Source organism: Pseudoduganella rivuli (assembly GCF_009674485.1).
Taxonomy (GTDB): domain Bacteria; phylum Pseudomonadota; class Gammaproteobacteria; order Burkholderiales; family Burkholderiaceae_D; genus Rugamonas; species Rugamonas rivuli_B.
In genome coordinates, this window is the sequence record NZ_WKJJ01000010.1 from 97,235 (window position 1) to 117,011 (window position 19,777).

19 protein-coding genes are annotated in these 19,777 nt (G+C 62.9%); 10 read left to right on the forward strand and 9 right to left on the reverse strand.

Translation table 11 applies throughout. The features are described 5' to 3' along the window. Positions 1–3: 3 nt before the first annotated feature. From GJ700_RS16910 to GJ700_RS16925, 4 genes are all read right to left on the reverse strand, one after another. Positions 4–1,119, reverse strand: a complete 1,116-nt coding sequence (locus GJ700_RS16910) for a glycosyltransferase family 4 protein (protein WP_229507060.1) — start codon at positions 1,117–1,119, stop codon at positions 4–6. Between the two features lie 4 nt (positions 1,120–1,123). Next, the gene (locus tag GJ700_RS16915) at positions 1,124–2,059 is read right to left on the reverse strand and encodes an NAD-dependent epimerase/dehydratase family protein (protein ID WP_154375933.1); all 936 of its coding nucleotides are present in this window, start codon (positions 2,057–2,059) and stop codon (positions 1,124–1,126) included. Further along, on the reverse strand, positions 2,059–3,102 hold the full coding sequence (gmd, locus tag GJ700_RS16920; protein WP_154375935.1) for a GDP-mannose 4,6-dehydratase: 1,044 nt from the start codon (positions 3,100–3,102) through the stop codon (positions 2,059–2,061). The genes GJ700_RS16915 and gmd overlap by 1 nt, the downstream gene beginning before the upstream one ends. Positions 3,103–3,289: 187 nt before the next feature. Further along, positions 3,290–5,617 (reverse strand): NADP-dependent malic enzyme, encoded by a 2,328-nt coding sequence (locus GJ700_RS16925; RefSeq protein WP_154375937.1) that lies wholly within the window; start codon positions 5,615–5,617, stop codon positions 3,290–3,292. Positions 5,618–5,938: 321 nt separating this feature from the next. Here GJ700_RS16925 and GJ700_RS16930 point away from each other — a divergent pair, with 321 nt between their 5' ends. Genes GJ700_RS16930 through thiL form a run of 3 tightly spaced genes read left to right on the forward strand, consistent with a single transcriptional unit; the run spans position 5,939 to position 7,586 of the window. Next, positions 5,939–6,160, forward strand: a complete 222-nt coding sequence (locus tag GJ700_RS16930; protein ID WP_154375939.1) for a hypothetical protein — start codon at positions 5,939–5,941, stop codon at positions 6,158–6,160. Beyond that, positions 6,153–6,566, forward strand: a complete 414-nt coding sequence (locus GJ700_RS16935; RefSeq protein WP_154375941.1) for a hypothetical protein — start codon at positions 6,153–6,155, stop codon at positions 6,564–6,566. Before GJ700_RS16930 ends, GJ700_RS16935 begins: the two co-directional genes overlap by 8 nt. Positions 6,567–6,608: 42 nt before the next feature. Continuing rightward, positions 6,609–7,586 carry a thiamine-phosphate kinase gene (thiL, locus tag GJ700_RS16940; protein ID WP_154375943.1) on the forward strand — a complete coding sequence of 326 codons (978 nt, stop codon included), beginning with the start codon at positions 6,609–6,611 and terminating at the stop codon, positions 7,584–7,586. A gap of 8 nt (positions 7,587–7,594) precedes the next feature. Here the strand turns inward: thiL and GJ700_RS16945 are convergent, their stop codons facing one another. Genes GJ700_RS16945 through GJ700_RS16955 form a run of 3 tightly spaced genes read right to left on the reverse strand, consistent with a single transcriptional unit; the run spans position 7,595 to position 12,803 of the window. After that, on the reverse strand, positions 7,595–10,216 hold the full coding sequence (locus GJ700_RS16945) for an EAL domain-containing protein (RefSeq protein ID WP_154375945.1): 2,622 nt from the start codon (positions 10,214–10,216) through the stop codon (positions 7,595–7,597). Continuing rightward, positions 10,213–12,240: a sensor histidine kinase, YfiR-like protein-associated gene (locus GJ700_RS16950; RefSeq protein ID WP_154375947.1), complete on the reverse strand. Its 2,028-nt coding sequence runs from the start codon at positions 12,238–12,240 to the stop codon at positions 10,213–10,215. The genes GJ700_RS16945 and GJ700_RS16950 overlap by 4 nt, the downstream gene beginning before the upstream one ends. Then, entirely contained in the window at positions 12,237–12,803 is a 567-nt protein-coding gene (locus GJ700_RS16955) for a TOL_0243 family YfiR-like periplasmic protein (protein ID WP_154375948.1), read from the reverse strand. Before GJ700_RS16955 ends, GJ700_RS16950 begins: the two co-directional genes overlap by 4 nt. 207 nt (positions 12,804–13,010) lie before the next feature. Here GJ700_RS16955 and GJ700_RS16960 point away from each other — a divergent pair, with 207 nt between their 5' ends. Together GJ700_RS16960 and GJ700_RS16965 are read left to right on the forward strand one after the other, a co-directional pair. Then, positions 13,011–13,493, forward strand: coding sequence for a CinA family protein (locus tag GJ700_RS16960; RefSeq protein WP_371867994.1), 483 nt, complete (start codon positions 13,011–13,013; stop codon positions 13,491–13,493). Beyond that, complete coding sequence (locus tag GJ700_RS16965) at positions 13,490–14,419, forward strand: metallophosphoesterase family protein (protein WP_195763918.1); 930 nt, start codon at positions 13,490–13,492, stop codon at positions 14,417–14,419. The genes GJ700_RS16960 and GJ700_RS16965 overlap by 4 nt, the downstream gene beginning before the upstream one ends. A 56-nt stretch (positions 14,420–14,475) precedes the next feature. On the opposite strand, the gene GJ700_RS16970 is transcribed toward GJ700_RS16965, so the two are convergent. Continuing rightward, positions 14,476–15,372 (reverse strand): LysR family transcriptional regulator, encoded by an 897-nt coding sequence (locus GJ700_RS16970; protein WP_154375951.1) that lies wholly within the window; start codon positions 15,370–15,372, stop codon positions 14,476–14,478. A 99-nt stretch (positions 15,373–15,471) separates the two neighbouring features. Between GJ700_RS16970 and GJ700_RS16975 the strand changes: the two genes are divergently transcribed. The 5 genes from GJ700_RS16975 to GJ700_RS16995 all read left to right on the forward strand — a co-directional run bounded on the left by GJ700_RS16975 (position 15,472) and on the right by GJ700_RS16995 (position 18,836). Then, entirely contained in the window at positions 15,472–16,296 is an 825-nt protein-coding gene (locus GJ700_RS16975; protein ID WP_154375954.1) for a pirin family protein, read from the forward strand. A 41-nt stretch (positions 16,297–16,337) separates the two neighbouring features. Further along, positions 16,338–16,754, forward strand: coding sequence for a DoxX family protein (locus GJ700_RS16980; protein WP_154375956.1), 417 nt, complete (start codon positions 16,338–16,340; stop codon positions 16,752–16,754). A 28-nt stretch (positions 16,755–16,782) separates the two neighbouring features. After that, a complete protein-coding gene (locus GJ700_RS16985; RefSeq protein WP_229507061.1) occupies positions 16,783–17,388 on the forward strand; it encodes an NADPH-dependent F420 reductase in 606 nt (201 codons plus the stop codon). 133 nt (positions 17,389–17,521) lie between these two features. Beyond that, on the forward strand, positions 17,522–17,824 hold the full coding sequence (locus GJ700_RS16990) for an ArsR/SmtB family transcription factor (RefSeq protein ID WP_154375960.1): 303 nt from the start codon (positions 17,522–17,524) through the stop codon (positions 17,822–17,824). A 4-nt stretch (positions 17,825–17,828) separates the two neighbouring features. Next, the gene (locus GJ700_RS16995) at positions 17,829–18,836 is read left to right on the forward strand and encodes a cation diffusion facilitator family transporter (RefSeq protein ID WP_154375962.1); all 1,008 of its coding nucleotides are present in this window, start codon (positions 17,829–17,831) and stop codon (positions 18,834–18,836) included. On the opposite strand, the gene cysK is transcribed toward GJ700_RS16995, so the two are convergent. Continuing rightward, positions 18,833–19,774 (reverse strand): cysteine synthase A, encoded by a 942-nt coding sequence (cysK, locus tag GJ700_RS17000; RefSeq protein ID WP_154375964.1) that lies wholly within the window; start codon positions 19,772–19,774, stop codon positions 18,833–18,835. The genes GJ700_RS16995 and cysK overlap by 4 nt on opposite strands. Positions 19,775–19,777: the final 3 nt, after the last annotated feature.

Sequence of the window (19,777 nt, forward strand, 5' to 3'; positions counted from 1 at the left end):
CCGTCAGGAAAGCAATTGGTGGTAAACCGCCGCCGTCTTGCGCGCGCAATCGGCCCACGTCAAGTCCAGCGCGCGCGCCTTGCCCGCGGCGACATAACGCGCCCGCAGCGCATCGTCGCGCGCCAGTTCCAGCATGGCGGCGCCAATTTCCGCGACCGACAGCGGATCCACTTCCAAGGCAGCCCCCAGGGTCACTTCCGGCAAGGACGTGGTGTTCGACGTGATCACCGGCACACCCGAGGCGAATGCTTCCGCCACCGGGATGCCGAATCCCTCATACAGGGATGGGAAGACGAACACGCCCGCTCCCGCATACACGTGGCGCAGCTGGTCATGGCTGGTCAGGTTGTCCAGCCAGATCACGTTTTCGCCATTTTGCTGTGCCGCGCGGATTTGCGCCTGCAGCGACTCGCTGCGCCAGCCCGGCTGCCCGACGATCACCAGCTGGCGCCGGGCGCGCAGCACGGGAGGCAGCGCCAGGTAGGCTTCCAGCACGCGCCCCATGTTCTTGCGCGGCTGCAGCGTGCCCACCGTCAGGTAATACCCCGGCTGCAAGCCATGCAGCGCCAGCGTGGCCTGCACGTCGGCCGGATCGGGCGCTTCCAGCCATTCCTCATCCATACCGCATGGCACCACGCTGATGTGGCGCTCGTCGACGCCAAAGCACTCGATCAGTTCGCGGATGGCGAAATGCGTATGCGCGATCACGTGGTTGGCCTTGCGGGCGGCTTTTGCCTGCAGCCAGTTCTTCACATTGCGCAGGCGCGGGCTGCACCATTCGGGGTGCTTGATCGTCAGCGCGTCATGCAAGGTGGCGACCACCATGCAATCCATGCGCACGATGCGGTAATCCGTTGCGTGGTACAAGTCGACGTCCGGCATTTTCAGTCTCACGGCGCCCGGCAGCATCAGGTCGCGCAAGGTCGCCAGCGCAAATGCGGCAGGCAGGCGCGCGCCCTCTTTCAGCGGCGTGCCGCCCGGTGCAAACGAATACGGCTGCACGGCGCAGCCCTGGCCCGGCAGACGGCGCAACAGCGCCCGGCTATAGACGCCGATGCCGTCCAGCCGGCCGCCAGTCAGCGCCGGTTCGATCGTCGTGGTGGAAATCCCGATCCGCAAGGTATCAAGCCTCGTACATCCAGCGCAGCGTCTGGGCCAAAGGCAGTGGCGCGATGGCGCCAACCACACTTGCCAGGCGGGTATTGTCCCCGACCAGGCGCACCACTTCATTGGCGCGCACAAACGCGGGATTGACGCGCACGTCGATGTCATAGCCGGCGATGCGGTTCATCATGGCCAGCGCCTCGCCCAGCGAATACGCGGTGCGCGAGCAGATATTGAAGGCCTGGCCGGCGGCGGCCGGCGCGTGGGCCAGCAAAGCGCGGTAGCTGGCGGCCACCATGCGCACATCGGAAAAGTCGCGCCACACGTGCAGGTTGCCCAGCTCGATGGCGGGCGCCTTGCGGCGGAAGTGCGCAACGATTTTCGGCAGCAGGAAGTTTTCATGCTGGCCCACGCCCGTGTAGTTGAACGGGCGCGTGATAATGATGGGCAGCTTGTCCATCCACAGCTTCGCCATGTATTCCATGGCCAGCTTGGAGACGGCGTAATCGTTGGCCGGCGCAGGCGGCGTCTGCTCGTCCAGCATCGGCAAGTCCGCGTTGCCATAGATATTGGCGCTGGAGGCCAGCAGCACGGCGGACGGCTTTTTGGCCTGGGCCGCCAGCGCTTCCAGCAGGTTGCGCGTGCCCATGACATTCACGTTGTAGAACTGGCTGATGTCGGCATGGGCGACAAAGGCAATTGCCGCCAGATGCACCACGACGTCCGGCTGCACTTGCGCCACCGCCGCCGCCACGGCGGCGCGGTCGGTCAGGTCGACCGCCAGCAAATCCTCGCCTGCGCCATGGCCGGGCATCGTGGTGCCGACCACGCGATAACCCGCTGCGCGCAATTCGTCGGCCACGTAGCGGCCCGTAAACCCCGCCAGGCCGGTCACCAGCGCGGTCTTGCCTTCGCCTTCGCGGCGCGGCGACAGCAATTGCAGCGTTGCGTCCATCAGAACGAGAAGCCGGCTTGGTTACGGCGCAGGTCTGCTTCCACCATCATCTGGCACAGTTCTTCCAGCGTGGTTTTCGGCTCCCAGCCCAGCTCCGCTTTGGCCTTGGCCGGATCGCCGATCAGCAACTCCACTTCGGCCGGACGATAGAACTTTGGCGACACGCGCACCAGCACTTTGCCGGTGTGCGCATCGTGGCCGGTTTCATTGTCGGCGCTGCCCTGCCATTCGATCGCGATACCGACCGCCTTGAACGCCATCGTCACGAAATCGCGCACGGTCTCTGTGCGGTTGGTGGCCAGCACGTAGGTGCCTGGCTGGTCGGCTTGCAGGATGCGCCACATGCCTTCCACGTATTCCTTGGCAAAGCCCCAGTCGCGCTTGGCGTCCAGGTTGCCCAGTTCCATGACTTCCAGTTTGCCCAGCTTGATCTTCGCCACGGAGTCGGTGATCTTGCGGGTCACGAATTCACGGCCGCGCAGCGGCGATTCGTGGTTGAACAAAATGCCGGACGAACCGAAGATGCCGTACGACTCGCGGTAGTTCACCGTCATCCAATGCGCATACAGCTTGGCCACGCCGTACGGGCTGCGCGGGTAGAACGGGGTGTCTTCCTTCTGCGGGATGGCTTGCACCTTGCCGAACATTTCGGAAGTCGATGCCTGGTAAAAGCGGATCTTCGGATTGACGATGCGGATCGCTTCCAGCAGGTTGACCACGCCGACACCGGTGATTTCCGCCGTGGTGACCGGCTGCTCGAACGACACGCCGACAAAGCTTTGCGCCGCCAGGTTATAGACTTCATCGAAACCGCCATTTTGCAGCAGGCGGATCGACGACGACAGGTCCGTCAAGTCGTATTCGACCAGTTTCAGGCTCGGGTGGTTTTGAATGCCCAGTTCTTCAATACGCCAGAAATTGACCGAGCTGGTGCGGCGATAGGTGCCGGTCACTTCGTAACCTTTACTCAACAGCAGTTCAGCGAGGTAAGCGCCGTCCTGGCCGGTGATGCCCGTAATGAGTGCTTTTTTGGTCTTTTGCATGGTATTGAATTAATGACAAACTGGGATAGCCGGATATTGTAACAGAGACCCCAACGCGTCCTGTTAGCACGCCTGACGCATTACAGAAATTACATATTGTTACAGGGAAAGAAAAAAACCCGGCACAGCGGCCGGGTTTTTTTGCAGCGCACCAGCACGTTACGCACCGTGCGCTGGCGGCAACGCCTTACGCCGCGCCGTTTTTACGCTGCGCCACAGCATCCACCACGCACAGCGCCGTCATGTTGACGATACGGCGCACGGTCGCGGACGGAGTCAGGATGTGCACCGGCGCCGCGCAGCCCAGCAGGATAGGACCGATGGCGATGCCGTTGCCGGCCGCGGTCTTCACCAGGTTGTAGGCAATGTTGGCGGCGTCGATGTTCGGCATCACCAGCAGGTTGGCGTCTTGCTGCAGGTACGAATCCGGCATGATCTTCTTGCGCAGTTTCGAATCCAGCGCGGTGTCGCCATGCATTTCGCCGTCGACTTCCAGGTCCGGCGCCTGTTCGCGCACCAGGCTCAGCGCCTTGCGCATTTTTTGCGCGGACTCGCTGTTGGACGAACCGAAGTTCGAATGCGACAGCAACGCGGCGCGCGGCACCATGCCGAAGCGGCGCATTTCCTCAGCCGCCATCACCGTCATTTCCGCCAGTTGCTCCGCCGTCGGGTTTTCATTGACGTGGGTGTCCAGCATGACCAGCTGGCGTTCCGGCAGCACCAGCACGTTCATCGCCGCGTAGACGTTGGCGCCCGGCTTCTTGCCCAGCACCTGGTCGATGTACTTCAAGTGCAGGTCGGTGGTGCCGAAGGTGCCGCAAATCATGCCGTCCGCATCGCCTTTCTTGATCATCATGGCGCCGATCAGCGAATGGCGGCGGCGCATTTCCAGGCGCGCGTATTCCGGCGTGACGCCCTTGCGGTTGGTCAGCTGGTGGTACGACTGCCAGTAATCGCGGTATCGCTCGTCGTAGTCCGGGTTGATGACGTCGTAATCGACGCCCTGGCGCAGGCGCAGGCCGAATTTCTGTACGCGCGATTCCAGCACGGCCGGACGGCCCACCAGGATCGGACGGGCCAGGCGTTCGTCGACCACCACTTGCACGGCGCGCAGCACGCGCTCTTCTTCGCCTTCCGCGTACACGATGCGTTTCAGCTCGGCCGGGGTCTGCTTGGCCACCGCGAACACCGGCTTCATGAAGGTGCCGGAGCGGTAGACGAATTGCTGCAGGTGGTCGGCGTAAGCGTCCAGGTCCTTGATCGGACGGGTCGCGACGCCGGAATCGAATGCCGCTTGCGCCACGGCCGGTGCGATCTTGGTCAGCAGGCGCGGATCGAACGGCATCGGGATCAGGTATTCCGGACCGAACGACAGGTTCTGGATGCCGTACGTGGTGGCCACGATGTCCGACTGTTCGGCATGCGCCAGGTCGGCAATCGCGTGCACCACGGCGATTTCCATTTCACGGGTGATCGTGGTGGCGCCGCAATCGAGCGCGCCACGGAAGATGTATGGGAAGCACAGCACGTTGTTGACCTGGTTCGGATAGTCCGAACGGCCGGTGCAGATGATGGCGTCGCCGCGCACGGCCTTCACGTCTTCCGGCAGGATTTCCGGATTCGGGTTGGCCAGCGCCAGGATGATCGGGTTCGGCGCCATTTGCTTGACCATGTCCTGCTTCAGCACGCCGCCGGCGGACAAGCCCAGGAAAATGTCGGCGCCGGCAATGCACTCGGCCAGCGTACGGGCGCTGGTTTCGCGCGCGAAGCGTTCCTTGTCCGGGTCCATCAGTTCGGTGCGGCCTTTGTAGACCACGCCCGCCAGGTCGGTCACCGTGATGTTTTCAATCGGGAAGCCCAGGTCGACCACCAGGTCCAGGCACGCCAGCGCCGCGGCGCCCGCGCCGGACACCACCAGCTTGCATTCCTTGATGTTCTTGCCGACAACCTTGATGCCGTTCAGGATGGCCGCGCCCACGATGATCGCGGTGCCGTGCTGGTCGTCATGGAAGACCGGGATCTTCATGCGGTCGCGCAACTGACGCTCAATATAGAAGCACTCCGGCGCCTTGATGTCTTCCAGGTTCACGCCGCCGAACGTCGGTTCCAGCGAGGCGATGATGTCGCACAGCTTGTCTGGATCCATTTCATTGATTTCGATGTCGAAAACATCGATGCCGGCGAACTTTTTGAATAGCACCCCCTTGCCTTCCATCACAGGCTTCGCCGCCAGCGGGCCGATATTGCCCAGGCCGAGCACAGCCGTACCATTGGTAATCACTGCTACCAGGTTGCCGCGGGAAGTGTACTTGTAGGAATTAGCGGGATCGACAACGATCTCTTCGCAAGGGGCTGCTACGCCGGGGGAGTAGGCCAGCGCAAGGTCGCGCTGATTGGTGAGTTGCTTGGTGGGGGTGACGCTGATCTTACCGGGTTTGGGACATTCGTGATACTCAAGTGCGGCTTGTCGCAATTGCTGACGAATTTCCTCTTTCTTATCAGATGACGAGTCCATGCTGATGTGGCCTTCCTATTTGTCTATCGGAAAGGCCAAATTCTAGCAGAGCACTACTTCTAATTCCCTAGGTATTTTCACGAACTCCGGGCGAAAAACTATTGACTTAAAGGTTATAATAGATTTTTTATATGATCCTGCATTCCTTAAGATAGTAAACACATATTTAATGCATTCTTATCGCGAATATTGCATTAATAAAATAAGTTGTTTCATATAGTTCGTCTGGAAAACAACGGGGATTTCACCGCGTTGTTCTTGCTGGACACTAAGTGGCGCCGGGACTAGACTGACATCATTGCCTTATTAGAAAGGGACACGATGAGCTACCAGTTCTGGCACCGCTGCTTCCGTTTCTCCCGCGTCGTTTTCCCCCTGACTTTCATCCTCCTGCTGTTCGCGCAACAAGGCACCGATACGGCCGCCATGCTGGCCGCCACGTCCGTCGCGTCGGCCATGCTGTGGCATTACAGCGCCCGCCGTCAACGTCTGCCCAACGTCAACTACGCGCCGCTGCAACGGGACGACGAACACCATGCGTAACGCCCCTGTGGCGGGCGTCGCTTTCAGCGCCACCCTGGCCGCCATCCTTGCGCTGGCGGTGCTGCCACTGGCCGGCGCCGCGTTCGTGGCCGTGCTGGCGGTGGCGGTCGTGGCATTGTTGGTCACCGTCTGGGCGTTGACCCGGCGCGATCACGGCTATGGCCGCGGTGGCGGCGGTTATGCGGAAAACCGCGGCACCCAGGACGACGACATGCCGCCGTATTACGCCAGCACCTTGTTCGACAATACGTCGGGCAGTACCCCGTTCAGCCCGGACGACGGCCAGCGCAGTTGCCGCTTTGACGCTTCCTCCGACAGCTCAATCGGTTACAGCGACAGCGGCAGTTCCGGCAGCGATTGCGGCGGCAGTTCCAGCGACAGTGGCGGCGGCAGTAGCAGCGACTAGTACGGCACCTAAGCAGCGGCGGCGTTTCGGTACAATGCCGCCATGCTCTCCGAATTCGACCTCATCACAGAATATTTCAACCGCCCCCGCCCCGGCGCCGCCGTGCTCGGGATCGGCGACGATTGCGCATTGCTGGCGCCCACGCCCGGCATGCAGACGGCCATTTCGTCCGACATGCTGGTCGAAGGCCGCCATTTCTTTGCCGGCGAAGACCCGCAGCGCCTGGGCCACAAGTGCCTGGCCGTCAACCTGTCCGACCTGGCGGCCATGGGAGCGAAGCCGGTGGCCTTTACGTTGGCGCTGGCGCTGCCATCGGCCGACCGCGCGTGGCTGCAAGGCTTTTCGCAGGGCTTGTTTGCGCTGGCCGATGCCCACGGCTGCGAGCTGATCGGCGGCGATACCACCAAGGGTCCTTTAAATATCTGCATCACCATCTTTGGCGAAGTGACGCCGGGCCAGGCGCTGCGGCGCGATGCGGCGCAACCGGGCGACGATATCTGGATTTCCGGCGCATTGGGCGATGCGCGCCTGGCGCTGGCCGGCTATAACAACGAACTGGCCTTGTCGGCGCAAGAGCAGGATGCCGCCGGCGCCCGCATGCACCTGCCCACGCCGCGTGTGGCGCTGGGCATGCTGCTGGCGTCGCAGCGCCTGGCCCGCGCGGCGCTCGATATTTCCGATGGCCTGGTGGGCGACCTGGGCCACATACTGAAAAAATCCGGCGTGGGCGCCACGCTGGACGTCGATGCGCTGCCTTGCGGTCCCGTGCTGGCCACCAAGGACCTCGACCTGCGGCGGCGCTTCATGGCGGCGGGGGGCGACGATTACGAATTGTGCTTTACGGCGCCCGTGTCGTCGCGCGCGGCGATCATCGCGGCGGGCGCGCAGTGCGGCACCGCCGTGACACGCGTCGGTGTAATTGAAACGGCGCCCGGGTTGCGGCTGGTCGATGGCAATGGCGTGGCGCTGGCGTTGCGGCTGCAAGGATTTGACCACTTTGCCGGCACGGCGGCCTCGTAGAGTCCGCCCTACTCCAGCGCCGTATGATCCTGGTCCGGGTCGCCCGCGCGGCGCCCCATGCCATGCATCAGCCAGTAATGGTGGAACGCCAGCCGGATATTGTCGCGCAGCTGCGTGTCGTCCCACGGCTTGGTATAAAAACGGTAAATCGCGCCCCGGTTGATGGAGTCCAGCACGGCTTCCACGCCGGTATAGCCGGACAGGATGATGCGTATCGTGTCCGGATACATTTCCTTGACCTTGCTGAGGAATTCCGTGCCGCTCATGATCGGCATGCGCTGGTCGCACAGGATCACTTGCACCGGGTAGAGCGCCAGCAGCTCGAACCCTTCCGCCGGAGACACGGCGGTCAGGATGCGGTAGCCATCGCGCCGGAACAGCCGGTGCAGCGATGACAGCACGTTGACGTCGTCGTCGACGATCAGCAGGGTTTGCGGCGGTTCCGCCGACTGGTTCGGGTCCGGCGGCAAGCCTTTGCCTGCCGCCACCAGTTGCCCCAGTTCGTCGGCCGGCAGCGGGCGGCTGAAGAAGTAGCCCTGGATTTCATCGCAGCGGTTGCGCCGCAGGTATTCCAGCTGCGCGCGCGCCTCCACCCCTTCGGCAATCACGCGCAATTTCAGGCTGTGCGCCATGCTGATGATGGCCACGGCGATGGCGGCATCATTCGGGTTGGTGGTGATATCGCGCACGAATGCAATGTCGATTTTCAGCTTGTCGATGGGGAAGCGCTGCAGGTACGCGAGGCTGGAATAGCCGGTGCCGAAATCGTCGATCGCGCACTTGACGCCCAGTTCCTTCAGCCGCGTCAGCACGCCGATGGTGCGCTCCGCATTCGACATCAGCGCGGTTTCCGTCAATTCCAGTTCCAGCAACTCCGCCGGCACCTTGTGACGCTCCAGCGCAGCCCGGACTTCCTCTTCGAGGTCGCCTTCGATGAACTGGCGGCTCGACACATTGACCGCCACGTGCACCGGTCCCGTCATGGAACGGTTCCAGGCGGCGATCTGGCGGCAGGCGGCATCGATGATCCATGCGCCGGCGCGGATGATCAGGCCCGTGTCTTCCAGCACCGCCACGAACTCGGACGGATACACCAGCCCGACGCCGGGGCGCTGCCAGCGGATCAGCGCTTCCACGCCGCTGATGCGGCCCGTGTTCAGGTTGATCTTGGGCTGGTAATGCAGCACGAATTCTTCCTCGTCCAGCGCGCGGCGCAACGCCATTTCCAGGTCCAGCCGCGCCAGCACCTGCACATTCATGCCGGCCGTGAAGAAGCGGTAGCCGTCGCGGCCCGCCTGCTTGGCGCGCTCCATCGCGGTATCGGCATATTTGACGAGGGTTTCCGGATCCGTCGCATCGTCCGGATACATGGCAATGCCGATCGAAGCGGTCAGCGCGGCAGCATGGCCGTGCAGGTCGAACGGCGCGCGCAGCGCTTCGCGCACTTCATTGGCGACCGCCACGGCGTCCTGCTGGTCGCGCGTCATGGTCAGGATCAGCGCAAATTCGTCGCCGCCCAGCCGGCCCACGGTATCGCGGATCCGCACGCACTGCACCAGGCGGCTGCTGAACTGGCGCAGCAATTCGTCGCCCGCACCCGATCCCAGGGTATCGTTGACGCCCTTGAAGCGGTCCAGCGCGATGAACAGCACGACGATGCGCCACTCCTTGTCGTGCGCCAGTTCGATGGCTTCCTGCAGCGTCTGGAAAAACAGCGTGCGGTTCGGCAGCCCGGTCAAGGTGTCGTAATGCGCGAGGTGGCGTAGCCGTTCTTCCGCCAGGCGCCGCTCGGAAATATCGCGCGCCACGCAAATCAAGGTGCTGCTGCCGCCATCCTCCGTATGGATTTGCCAGTACAGTTCCACCGGCACCGCCGTCAAATCATGGCGCGTCAAGTCCTGTTCAAACAGCGCGGGCGCGCGCGCGCCTTCGCCTGCGGCATCCCGCGCCTGGTCACAACGCTGCGCAAGCTCGTCGCGCGTGCCCAGGCCGATGCGGGCCAGCACGGGGGCTGCGGCGGATATCGACGCGCCATCCGGCGCCAGCAACTGTTCGCGCCGGAAGCCCAGCATGCGGCAGGCGCCGTCATTGACGTCGACCAGCGCCAGCGTGGCCGAATCGATCAGGAATATCGCATCGGCCGTGGCGTCCATCGCGCTACGGAAGCGCTGCAAGTCCGCCGTACGTTCCCGGACGGTCTGTTCCAGCAGCGCGTTATAGTTTTTTGCCTGGCGGTGCATCAGCCGCACTTCCAGCATGCTGCGGATGCGCGTCAATACTTCGATCGGATCGAACGGCTTGCTGACGAAGTCGCGCGCTCCCGCTTCCAGCGCCGCCAGCTTGTGGTCCGGCTGCGCCGTCACCACCAGCACCGGCAGGTAGGCATCCGTTTCCAGTGGCTTCAACGCCTCCATCACGGCAAAGCCATCCATGCCGGGCATTTGCAAGTCCAGGATGATCAGGTCATAGCGGTGCTGTTCGTGCCACGGCGCCACCACGCGCGGGTCGGTGGTGGAACTGACGGCCGTGTAGCCCGATGAAGTCAGCAGGTATTCCAGCAACTGGACATTGACCGCCTGATCATCAACTATCAATATGCTGGCGTTCAAGATGTCCGCTGGCGTAATCATGTTCCGACCTTGGTTGCCTTTCTTTCCGCCAGGTGCGCGATCGTGCTGTTGATGGCGTCGGTAAATTCATCAATGTTGATGGGTTTGATGAGGTAACGGAAGAATCCTGCCGCAATTCCTTTTTCGACGTCGCGCGGCATGGCATTGGCGGTCAGCGCGATCACCGGGATGTGGCTGGTGCGGGGGTCGGCTTTCAGCAACTTCAGAGCATCGATGCCGTTCACACCCGGCAAATTGATATCCATGAGGATGATGTCCGGCTGGTGTACGCGCGCCAGCTCGATGCCCAGGTGGCCATCGGGCGCCGACACCAGGTGCAAGTCGGGACGGAAGCTGATGATTTCCTGGACCAGCTTCAGGTTGGCCGGGTTGTCCTCGACATACAGTAAGGTGGTGGGGCGCGACTGCGTGGGCGCGTCGGCCGGCATCGCGTCGGCAATCGCCTGGCCCGCATCGGGCAACAGGCGCAGCGGCTCGGCCGCCCGCAGTTCGATCCAGAACATGCTGCCCACGCCCTGGCTGCTGGATACGCCGATCACGCCGCCCATCAACTCGACCAGCCGCTTGGTCACCACCAGGCCGATGCCGGTGCCTTCTTCCGCCCCGGTTTCCTGGCCCAGCCGGTTAAACGGCTGGAACAGCTGGGCGATCTGTTCCGGCTTCAAGCCCATGCCCGTGTCCTGCACGGACAAACGCGCCATGTCGGGCGCCTGCATCGAACAGTCGACCACCACGGCGCCGCCTTCGCGGTTGTACTTGATGGCGTTCGACAAAAGGTTCAGCAGGATTTGCTTCAGGCGTGTGCGGTCGGCCGCCACATTGATTTCGCAGCGGGGCGGGAACAGCAGGCGGATGCCGCGGTTGCCCGCCAGCGGCGCCGTCATGGTCTGGCATTCCTGCAGGATCTCGCCCAGGTCGACCGGCTCCATCGACAACGCCACGGCGCCCGATTCGATCTTGGCCAGGTCGAGGATTTCATTGATCAGGGTAAGCAGGTGCCGGCCCGATTTCAAAATATGGTTGGCAAATTCCTTTTTCTGCGCCAGGGTCGACGGCAGCTTGTCCGACGTGAGGATTTGCGCGAAACCGAGGATGGCGTTCAGCGGCGTGCGCAATTCATGGCTCATCGACGACAGGAACGCGGACTTGGCCTGGTTGGCGCTCTTGGCTTCTTCCATCGCCATCGCCAGTTCGCCATTGATGGCTTCGAGCTGCAACGTGCGCTCATGCACGCGCTCTTCCAGCGCTTCGTTCAGGCGCATGATTTCATGCTGGGCCTGGGCCCGCTGTTCCGCTTCGCGCGCCAGTTCCAGGTTGGACGATTCCAGCTCCTTGGCCCGCGCTTCGATTTCGCTCAGCATGGTGTTGAACGACTCCACCAGTTGCGCCACCTCGTCTTCGCTGGTGGGGGCCGCGCGGCGCGAATAGTCGCCGGTGGCGATCACGTCGCGCGCCACGTCGCGGATATCGAGGATGGGACGGGTGATGATGAAGTCCGTGCGGCTCATGATCAGGTAAGCGATCGCCATCGCCGGCAACATCACCAGCAACGCGATGGTGGCGTAATCGCCGATGCGGCCCACCATTTCATATTCGGCCCGCAGGTACACGGTGCCCAATGTTTCGCCATTGTCGACGATGCGGCGGAACAGCGTCAGCTTGCCATCCTCATAGTGCACCCCCTCTTCCTGAACGCCGGTGGGAAAATGCTCGTCCTGGCCCGGCGCCACGTAGCTGGCGAACAGTTTGCCTTTGGCGTTGAAGATGGCGCCCGCATTGACTTTCGGCCGCAGGCGCAGCAGCGCCAGCGTTTCCTTGGCCAGGCGCTGGTCGTCAAACGCCAGCGCGGCGGTGGACATGTGGCCGATCAATTCCGCCTGCGTGGCCATGTCGGACGTCACGCTCTGGTGGTACGCCCGCAAGTCATAGACCACGATGGTGGCCAGCGACACCAGCAGCGCCACCAGCGTGGACAGCATCACCACGCCCAGCAATTTTTGCCGCAAAGAGCGCAATGCAATCATGACGCCCCCGGATGAACGCGGTAAGCGGCCGACAGCATGCGCGCGCTGATGCGGATGCGCGCCGTTGCGGCGGGCTTCAGCGCGACTTCAAAACGCAGGCGATCGTCGGCCACGACGAAATTGATGATGCTGCCGTGCGCATACGCTTCCTCCGTATCGGACACGGTCAGCAACGGCTGGTTGCGGCTGGCGTTCATCACGTCGGCCAGCGCGGTTTTGTCCAGGGCACCGAGAAACAGGATGTGCACGCTGCCGGGTGCTTCCCCCTTCTTCAGCTTGCGCACCACCAGCGGACGTCCATTGGCGGTATGTCCCGCCACGGTACGCTCCAGTTGTTCGGCCAGCGCATCGGCCGCCATGACGCCGATGACGACAGGGCTGTCCGGCCGCACGAAACTGCCTTCCGGCCATTCGACAAAGCCGGCAAATTTATACAGGTAAGCGGCCTTGATCTGGCGCTCGACGGGCGTGGGAGATTCTGCATAGGCAAACGCGGGCACGCATACCAGCGCCAGCAACAGGCGCCAACAATAAAACAGGTAACGCGGGGGCAAATATGCCATGGATGCTCGGCCCAGGAAAAGGCAATCGGAATGTGCCCGGCAATGACGTGCCGCATCGTCTATTGTATCGCTCTGTCAGAGTTGTGTGCATCTGATCAGAAAGCTCTGCACATACCAGAGAGCAACATCCGGCTTGCAACCTGCACGTATCAAGGGTGCAGGCTAGAATGAGCGCGGTCCCATCATCCAACATACAGGGAGAACGCAGTGAACAAGGCAACGGAAGCGCTGGCGATCAGCGTCGGCGCGGCGCTACAGCGCAAAGGCTGGATGCTGGCCACGGCGGAATCCTGCACGGGGGGCGGCGTGGCGCAGGCGGTCACGGACATCGCCGGATCGTCGGCCTGGTTCGACCGTGGTTTCGTCACTTATTCCAATGACGCGAAAGCCGCCATGCTGGGCGTCCCGCCCGGCCTGATCGCGCAGCATGGCGCGGTCAGCGAAGAAGTCGCGGCGGCGATGGCGGCCGGCGCGCAGGCCAACAGCGGCGCGCAGGCGGCGCTGTCGACCACCGGCATCGCCGGACCGGGGGGCGCGGTGCCGGGCAAGCCGGTCGGCACCGTGTGGTTTGGCTGGTCGGTCGGCGGCGTGGTGCAGACCGAACGCAGGGTGTTCGACGGCGACCGCCAGGCCGTGCGCGAACAGGCGGTCGCGCACGCGCTGCAGGGTTTGTTGCGCAGGCTGGCGTGACGGCGCGCCTTTGGCCTGCGCGCTGGGGCTGGCTGGCGGCGCTGTGGTGCGCGGCGTGGCCGGCGCGCGCCGTTGTCCATGACGAAGGTCCCGTACGCGCCACCGTGTTTGCGGCCGGCGACATTGCCGATTGCCGCTACAGCCGCCCGCCCTATTCCGGCGCCGCGCGGACCGCCGCGCTGATCAACGCGGGCCCGGCCGACGCCACCGTGCTGTCGCTGGGCGACCACGTGTATCCCGTCGCCACGCCGGCCGCGCTACGGGGATGCTATGACGCCACGTGGGGAGCGTTCCGCGAGCGCACGCGGCCCGTGCCGGGCAACCATGACTTTGCCGGGGGCCGGGCCGACGCGTATTACCAGTACTTCGGCGCGCAGGCCGGGCCGCCCCGGCGCGGCTATTACAGTTTCGAACTGGGCGGCTGGCGCCTGTATGCGCTGAACAGTCATTTGAAAGGCGCCGAGCACGCGGTGCAGTTACAGTGGCTGAAAGAGGAACTGGCGCAGCATCCGGCCCGCTGCACGCTGGCGTACTGGCACGTGCCGCTCCACAGTTCCGGCGGCCATGCGGCCGATACCCACATGCGCGACGCGTGGCGCTTGCTGCAGGCAGCGGGGGCGGAACTGGTGCTGTCCGGCCACGACCACGATTACGAACGCTTCGAACCAATGGATGCGGATGGCCGAATCGACTTGCCGCGCGGCCTGCGCCAGTTCGTGATCGGCACCGGCGGCGCCTACCTGACGCCCTTCCTGTGGCCGCAAACGGGCAGCGCCATGCGGCTCAACGCCAGCCATGGCGTGCTGAAGCTGGAATTGCTGGACGGCGGCTACCGCTGGCAGTTCCTGCCCGCCGACCCCGACGGCCCCGCCCCGGACTACCCCGGCCCGCCACAGCAAGACAGCGGCAGCGCCCGCTGCCATTGATGCTGCTTGCCGCGACATATCAAAGTCGATATCGTGCGCCCGACTGCAAGCTCATGCTAGGGCGCCTGCTTCTTGAGCCGATCGACAAACCATCGTCCGGCAGGGCCCGGGGGATGCGCCATCAAATGCACCGCATGCATGGAGAATCCCTGCCCGACATTGGGTTGCATTTCCAGCTCCAGGCGAACCAGCTTTCCGGTACGCAGGTCTTCTTCGACCATATGCAAGGGCATGTATCCCCATCCCAAGCCGGCCCGCAAAAACGCATGCTTAGCTCCCATATCGGCCAGCCGCCAGGTCTTAGCCGACATGACGCCGAAATTGCGCCCGGCAGTCAACGCCGACCGATCCGACAGGACCAGCTGCACGTATTCACCTGCAACTGAACGCAGTACGGGCCCTGGCATCGCCGCCAGCGCGTGGGTGGGAGCCACTACAGCGACCGCGGCGACGCTGACAAGGAATTCGGATGCGCATCCGGCAGGTATTTCGGGGAGAGAGCCGATGATCGCTACCCTGCAGTCGCCGGCCAACAGTGGCTGCAATACCGCCCCCAGCGCCTCGACATAAAGACGTAATGGCGTCGCCGGGAATGCCTGGTGAAATGCCTGGACCGCGGAGGTCAGCTCCGCGATCGGAAACATGACGTCCACCGCCACGGCCAGCTCAGGTTCCAACCCCTCCGACAGCGTGCGTGCCTTTGCTTTAAAGGCGTCCATGCCCGCCACGGCGAGCCGGGCTTGTTCAAGCAAGGCACGCCCGGCTTCCGTTAACCGGGGAAAGCGCCCCGTACGTTCAAACAGCGGGAACCCCACTTGTAGTTCCAGGTTCGCCAGCGTCGCACTGACGACGGATTGCGCTCGCCTCAACTTGCGCCCGGCTGCGGAAAAACTGCCCTCATCAGCTGCCGCGATAAACGTGCGCAACTGGTCCATCGACATGCCATCAAGCATCCATCGCCTCTTTGGATATATAGCATCTAATTATATAGGCTATTCGGATGGATCGCTAACCAATATGCTTCCTCCATCCACTCAAACATTGGAGCGAACATGAAACACATTGCAACTCAACGCCAGGTCGCCTACCGCAGCAAGGGAAACACGCGCGGCGGTGTAGTCCGGCTGGTTAGCCCTGGCGACATCGGACAACTGATCAAGCCTTTCGTCTTCCTGGATCTGTTTCATCTGGAAGCGGCCGGCGGCAAGATGGGCATGCACCCGCACTCCGGCATTGCCACCGTCACCGTCGTGATGGATGGCGCACTGGAATATCGCGAAACAACGGGTAACCAAGGCGAACTGCCGACCGGCGGTGTCGAATGGATGAGCGCTGGCGGCGGTGTCTGGCACGAAGGCGGGGCCGCACCAGGCAAGCACGTAACCGGTTTTCAACTTTGGCTTGCGTTGCCGGCAGAAGATGAAAACGGCCCGGCAAACAGCCAATATGTGGCGCCGGAACAAGTGCCAAGCTTCGGTCCGGCACGCGTGATTATCGGTCGCTACGGCGATGTGCGCAGTCCCATCCGTCCCCGTGCCCCCATCAACTACCTGCACGTCAAACTCCGCGACGGTGAGCGCTGGACTTACGAAACACCTGCAGGCCATGACGTTGCCTGGGCGGCGGTCGCCACGGGCGCTTTGCAAACCGCTGACAGCCTGGTGCAAAACGAAATTGCGATCTTCAACGAGGGCACTGGCGCCATCGACTTCATCGCAAAAGGGCCGACCGAGTTCGTTCTGGGTTCTGCGGCGAAGCATCCTCACGAATTAGTCACCGGCTACTACTCCGTCCATACCAGTGCCGCGGCACTCGCGCAGGGCGAACATGAAATCCGTCGTATCGGGGCTCAGCTCCGCGCAGCAAACCTGATGTAACCACAGCAGTCCCTAACTACTACCACTTGAAAGGAAACACCATGAAAACCGCAAACACCAGCATTGCCCCGGCCATTGGCCGCATCCTGCTGGCAACGATCTTTATTTTTAGCGGTATCGGCAAGCTACTCGCGCCTGCTGCGACCATCGGCTACATCGCTTCGTCCGGTCTGCCTGCCGCACCGTTAGCGCTTGCCGGCGCAATTGCACTTGAGCTGGGCGGTGGCTTGATGCTCGCCATCGGCATCCGAACCCGCCTGGTTGCAGCGCTGCTGGCAGCGTTCTCCATCGTCACGGGCCTGGCGTTCCATCACGCGATCGGCGACCAGAACCAGCTGATTCACCTGCTGAAAAACATCGCAATGGCGGGCGGTCTGCTGCAAGTCGTGGCCTTCGGCGCCGGCGCCTTCAGCTTCGACAACCGCGCCCGTCCTGTCGCAAACGGCAAGCTGGCGTAACTCGCACAACCCTCATAAGGAGAGCAACATGAAAACGAATACCGTAGGCATCATCGGCGCCGGCGCGATCGGCCAGGCATTTGCGCAGCAACTGGTCAAAGCAGGCATCAATGTCATTCTCAGCAATAGCCGCGGCCCTGAAACGCTGGCGCCGGTAGTCGACAGCCTGGGAAGCAAAGCCACCGCCGGCACGGTACAGCAGGCAGCGCAAGCCGACATTGTATTTGTCAGCACCAACTGGTCCCGCACCCAGGACGCACTCAAGGACATTCCATGGGATAACCGCATCTTGATCGACGCGACCAATCCCGTGCTTTTGCCGGGCTACAAACTGGCCGAGTTGGGTGGCAAAAATTCCAGCCAGGTTCTCAGCACCTGGGCGCCCGGTGCGCGTGTGGTCAAGGCCTTCAACACCCTTCTCGCCGCAGTCCTGGCACAGGATCCCGCGCAATCCGGCGGGCGGCGCGTCGTCTTCGTCTCAGGCGACGACGCCGATGCAAAGGCCGAGGTGATCGCATTGACAGACTTGCTGGGCTTTGCCAGCATCGATCTGGGCAGCCTGGAAGTTGGAGGCTATTTGCAACAGTTCCCAGGCGGCCCGCTGCCAGCGGTTAATCTCGTCAAGCTAGGATGATCTGAAGTGCAGACCGGGCTCGAAGCCCGGTCTTTTTTTACTTGATGCACATCGCATCAATATCGCGGAATGCCAGTGCACGCCTGATCTTATTTTAGGGTAACATATGAATACCTATTCACATGTTGAATTTATGACAGCCTCCCCTGTTTCCGATGCCTCGGTGGCGCAATTGGCGGATTTGTTTCATTTGCTGGGCGACCCGACCCGCTTGCGCATCGTGCTGGCGTGCCTGAAGGAGCCGATTGCCGTGGGCGATATTGCCGCGTCGCTGCAATTGTCCGGCTCGCTGGTGTCGCACCACTTGCGCCTGCTGCGCGCGGCGCGCATCGTCAAATCGGAACGCCAGGGCAAGCAAGTCTTTTATTCCGCCGCCGATGCGCACATCAGCGGCGTCCTCCACGATATGCTCGAACACATCGCCGAACCGGACTGACACCATGGGCCACGACCACCACCACGCACACAGCCACGACCATGGCCACGATCACAGCCATGACCACAAAGGCTGCGGCCACGACCATGGACACCACCACGGGCACGGACATCATCACCATCACCACGGCGATCCGAACAGCCAGGGCCGCGCCTTCGCGATCGCCATTGCGCTGAACGCCATCTTTGTCGCGGTGGAGTTCACCTATGGCTTCCTGGCCAATTCCACCGCACTGATGGCCGATGCGGGCCACAACCTGTCCGACGTGCTGGGGCTGGCGCTAGCGTGGGGCGCGGCCATCCTCGGCAGGCTGGCCCCGAATGCACGCTATACCTATGGCTTGCGCAGCAGTTCCATGCTGGCGGCGCTGTTCAACGCCATGCTGCTGATGGCCGCATGCGGCGCCATCATGTGGGAAGCCGTGCTGCAATTGATGCATCCGACACCGGTGGCGGGCGCCACCGTGTCCGTGGTGGCCGCGATCGGCATTGCCGTCAATGGGTTCTCCGCGTGGCTGTTCATGTCCGGCAGCAAGGACGATATCAATATCCGCGGCGCTTACCTGCACCTGGCGGCGGATGCGGCGATTTCACTGGGCGTGCTGTTGTCCGGCCTGGCCGTGATGGCGACCGGCTGGACATGGCTGGACCCGGCCGTCAGCCTGGCCATCGTCGCCATCATCATGGTGAGCACGTGGTCGCTGCTGAAAGAGTCGCTGAAGATGGTGATGGCAGCCGTGCCGGACTCCGTCGATGCGGGCGCCATCGAGCAATTCCTGCGCGAACGGGATGGGGTGCAAGAGGTCCATGATTTGCACATCTGGGCCATGAGTACGACGGAAACCGCACTCACGGCCCACCTGGTGATGCCTGGCGGTTATCCGGGCGACCAGGCCATCGATGACATTACAGCGCGGCTGAAGGCGGAATTCTCCATCCATCACTGCACGTTACAGGTGGAACAGGGCACGACCGACCACGCGTGCTGCCTGCAGACACATCACGCTCATTAACCGGGCGGGTCAGCCAGGCCCGCATACAGCGCCGTGCTCAGGTAACGCTCGCCAAACGACGGGATGATCGTCACGATCAGCTTGCCTGCGTTTTCCGGGCGCCGGGCCACCTGCATGGCGGCCCACAGCGCGGCGCCGGATGAAATCCCCACCATCAGCCCTTCCAGCGACGCGGCCAGGCGCGCGGTTTCAAACGCGTCGTCGTTTTTCACGCAAATCACTTCGTCATAGACGCGCGTATTCAGCACCGCCGGCACAAAGCCGGCGCCGATGCCCTGGATCGGGTGTGGCCCCTTGGTCCCTTTCGACAGCATGGGCGACGCTTCCGGTTCCACGGCGATGCACTGGAATTCCGGCTTGCGCGCCTTGATGACTTCCCCCACGCCGGTAATCGTCCCACCCGTGCCGACACCGGCCACGAGGATGTCGGCGCGGCCTTCGGTATCGCGCCAGATTTCCTCGGCCGTCGTGCGGCGGTGCACGTCCGGATTGGCCGGGTTGTTAAACTGTTGCAGCATCAGGTAGCGCGGATCCGCTTCCGCCAGTTCTTCCGCCTTGCGGATCGCCCCCAGCATGCCTTCGCTGCCCGGCGTCAAAATCAGCTGGGCGCCATACGCGCGCAGCAGCATGCGCCGTTCGCGGCTCATGGTGTCCGGCATCACCAGCGTGCAGCGGTAGCCGCGCGCGGCGCACACCATGGCCAGCGCAATCCCGGTATTGCCGCTGGTGGGTTCGATGATGACGGAATCGGGACGAATTTGTCCGGCGGCCTCCGCCGCTTCGATCATGGACAAGCCGATGCGGTCCTTGACACTGTGGGCGGGGCTGTAGAATTCGAGCTTGGCCAGGATTTGCGCGGGGGCGCCGGCGGCCAACCGGTTGATGCGAACGAGCGGCGTATTGCCGATCAGTTCAGTGACGTCGTTGGCTATTTTCATAGA

Excerpts from the sequence above, each read along its gene's own strand:
- GJ700_RS16935 (WP_154375941.1), top strand. The coding sequence starts at position 6,153 with ATGCGTAACGCCCCTGTGGCGGGCGTCGCTTTCAGCGCCACCCTGGCC.
- GJ700_RS16975 (WP_154375954.1), top strand. The coding sequence starts at position 15,472 with ATGAAACACATTGCAACTCAACGCCAGGTCGCCTACCGCAGCAAGGGA.
- cysK (WP_154375964.1), bottom strand. The coding sequence starts at position 19,774 with ATGAAAATAGCCAACGACGTCACTGAACTGATCGGCAATACGCCGCTC.
- GJ700_RS16915 (WP_154375933.1), bottom strand. The coding sequence starts at position 2,059 with ATGGACGCAACGCTGCAATTGCTGTCGCCGCGCCGCGAAGGCGAAGGC.
- GJ700_RS16980 (WP_154375956.1), top strand. The coding sequence starts at position 16,338 with ATGAAAACCGCAAACACCAGCATTGCCCCGGCCATTGGCCGCATCCTG.
- GJ700_RS16955 (WP_154375948.1), bottom strand. The coding sequence starts at position 12,803 with ATGGCATATTTGCCCCCGCGTTACCTGTTTTATTGTTGGCGCCTGTTG.
- GJ700_RS16990 (WP_154375960.1), top strand. The coding sequence starts at position 17,522 with ATGACAGCCTCCCCTGTTTCCGATGCCTCGGTGGCGCAATTGGCGGAT.
- GJ700_RS16945 (WP_154375945.1), bottom strand. The coding sequence starts at position 10,216 with ATGATTACGCCAGCGGACATCTTGAACGCCAGCATATTGATAGTTGAT.
- GJ700_RS16995 (WP_154375962.1), top strand. The coding sequence starts at position 17,829 with ATGGGCCACGACCACCACCACGCACACAGCCACGACCATGGCCACGAT.
- gmd (WP_154375935.1), bottom strand. The coding sequence starts at position 3,102 with ATGCAAAAGACCAAAAAAGCACTCATTACGGGCATCACCGGCCAGGAC.
- GJ700_RS16930 (WP_154375939.1), top strand. The coding sequence starts at position 5,939 with ATGAGCTACCAGTTCTGGCACCGCTGCTTCCGTTTCTCCCGCGTCGTT.
- GJ700_RS16970 (WP_154375951.1), bottom strand. The coding sequence starts at position 15,372 with ATGCTTGATGGCATGTCGATGGACCAGTTGCGCACGTTTATCGCGGCA.
- GJ700_RS16925 (WP_154375937.1), bottom strand. The coding sequence starts at position 5,617 with ATGGACTCGTCATCTGATAAGAAAGAGGAAATTCGTCAGCAATTGCGA.
- thiL (WP_154375943.1), top strand. The coding sequence starts at position 6,609 with ATGCTCTCCGAATTCGACCTCATCACAGAATATTTCAACCGCCCCCGC.
- GJ700_RS16950 (WP_154375947.1), bottom strand. The coding sequence starts at position 12,240 with ATGATTGCATTGCGCTCTTTGCGGCAAAAATTGCTGGGCGTGGTGATG.
- GJ700_RS16985 (WP_229507061.1), top strand. The coding sequence starts at position 16,783 with ATGAAAACGAATACCGTAGGCATCATCGGCGCCGGCGCGATCGGCCAG.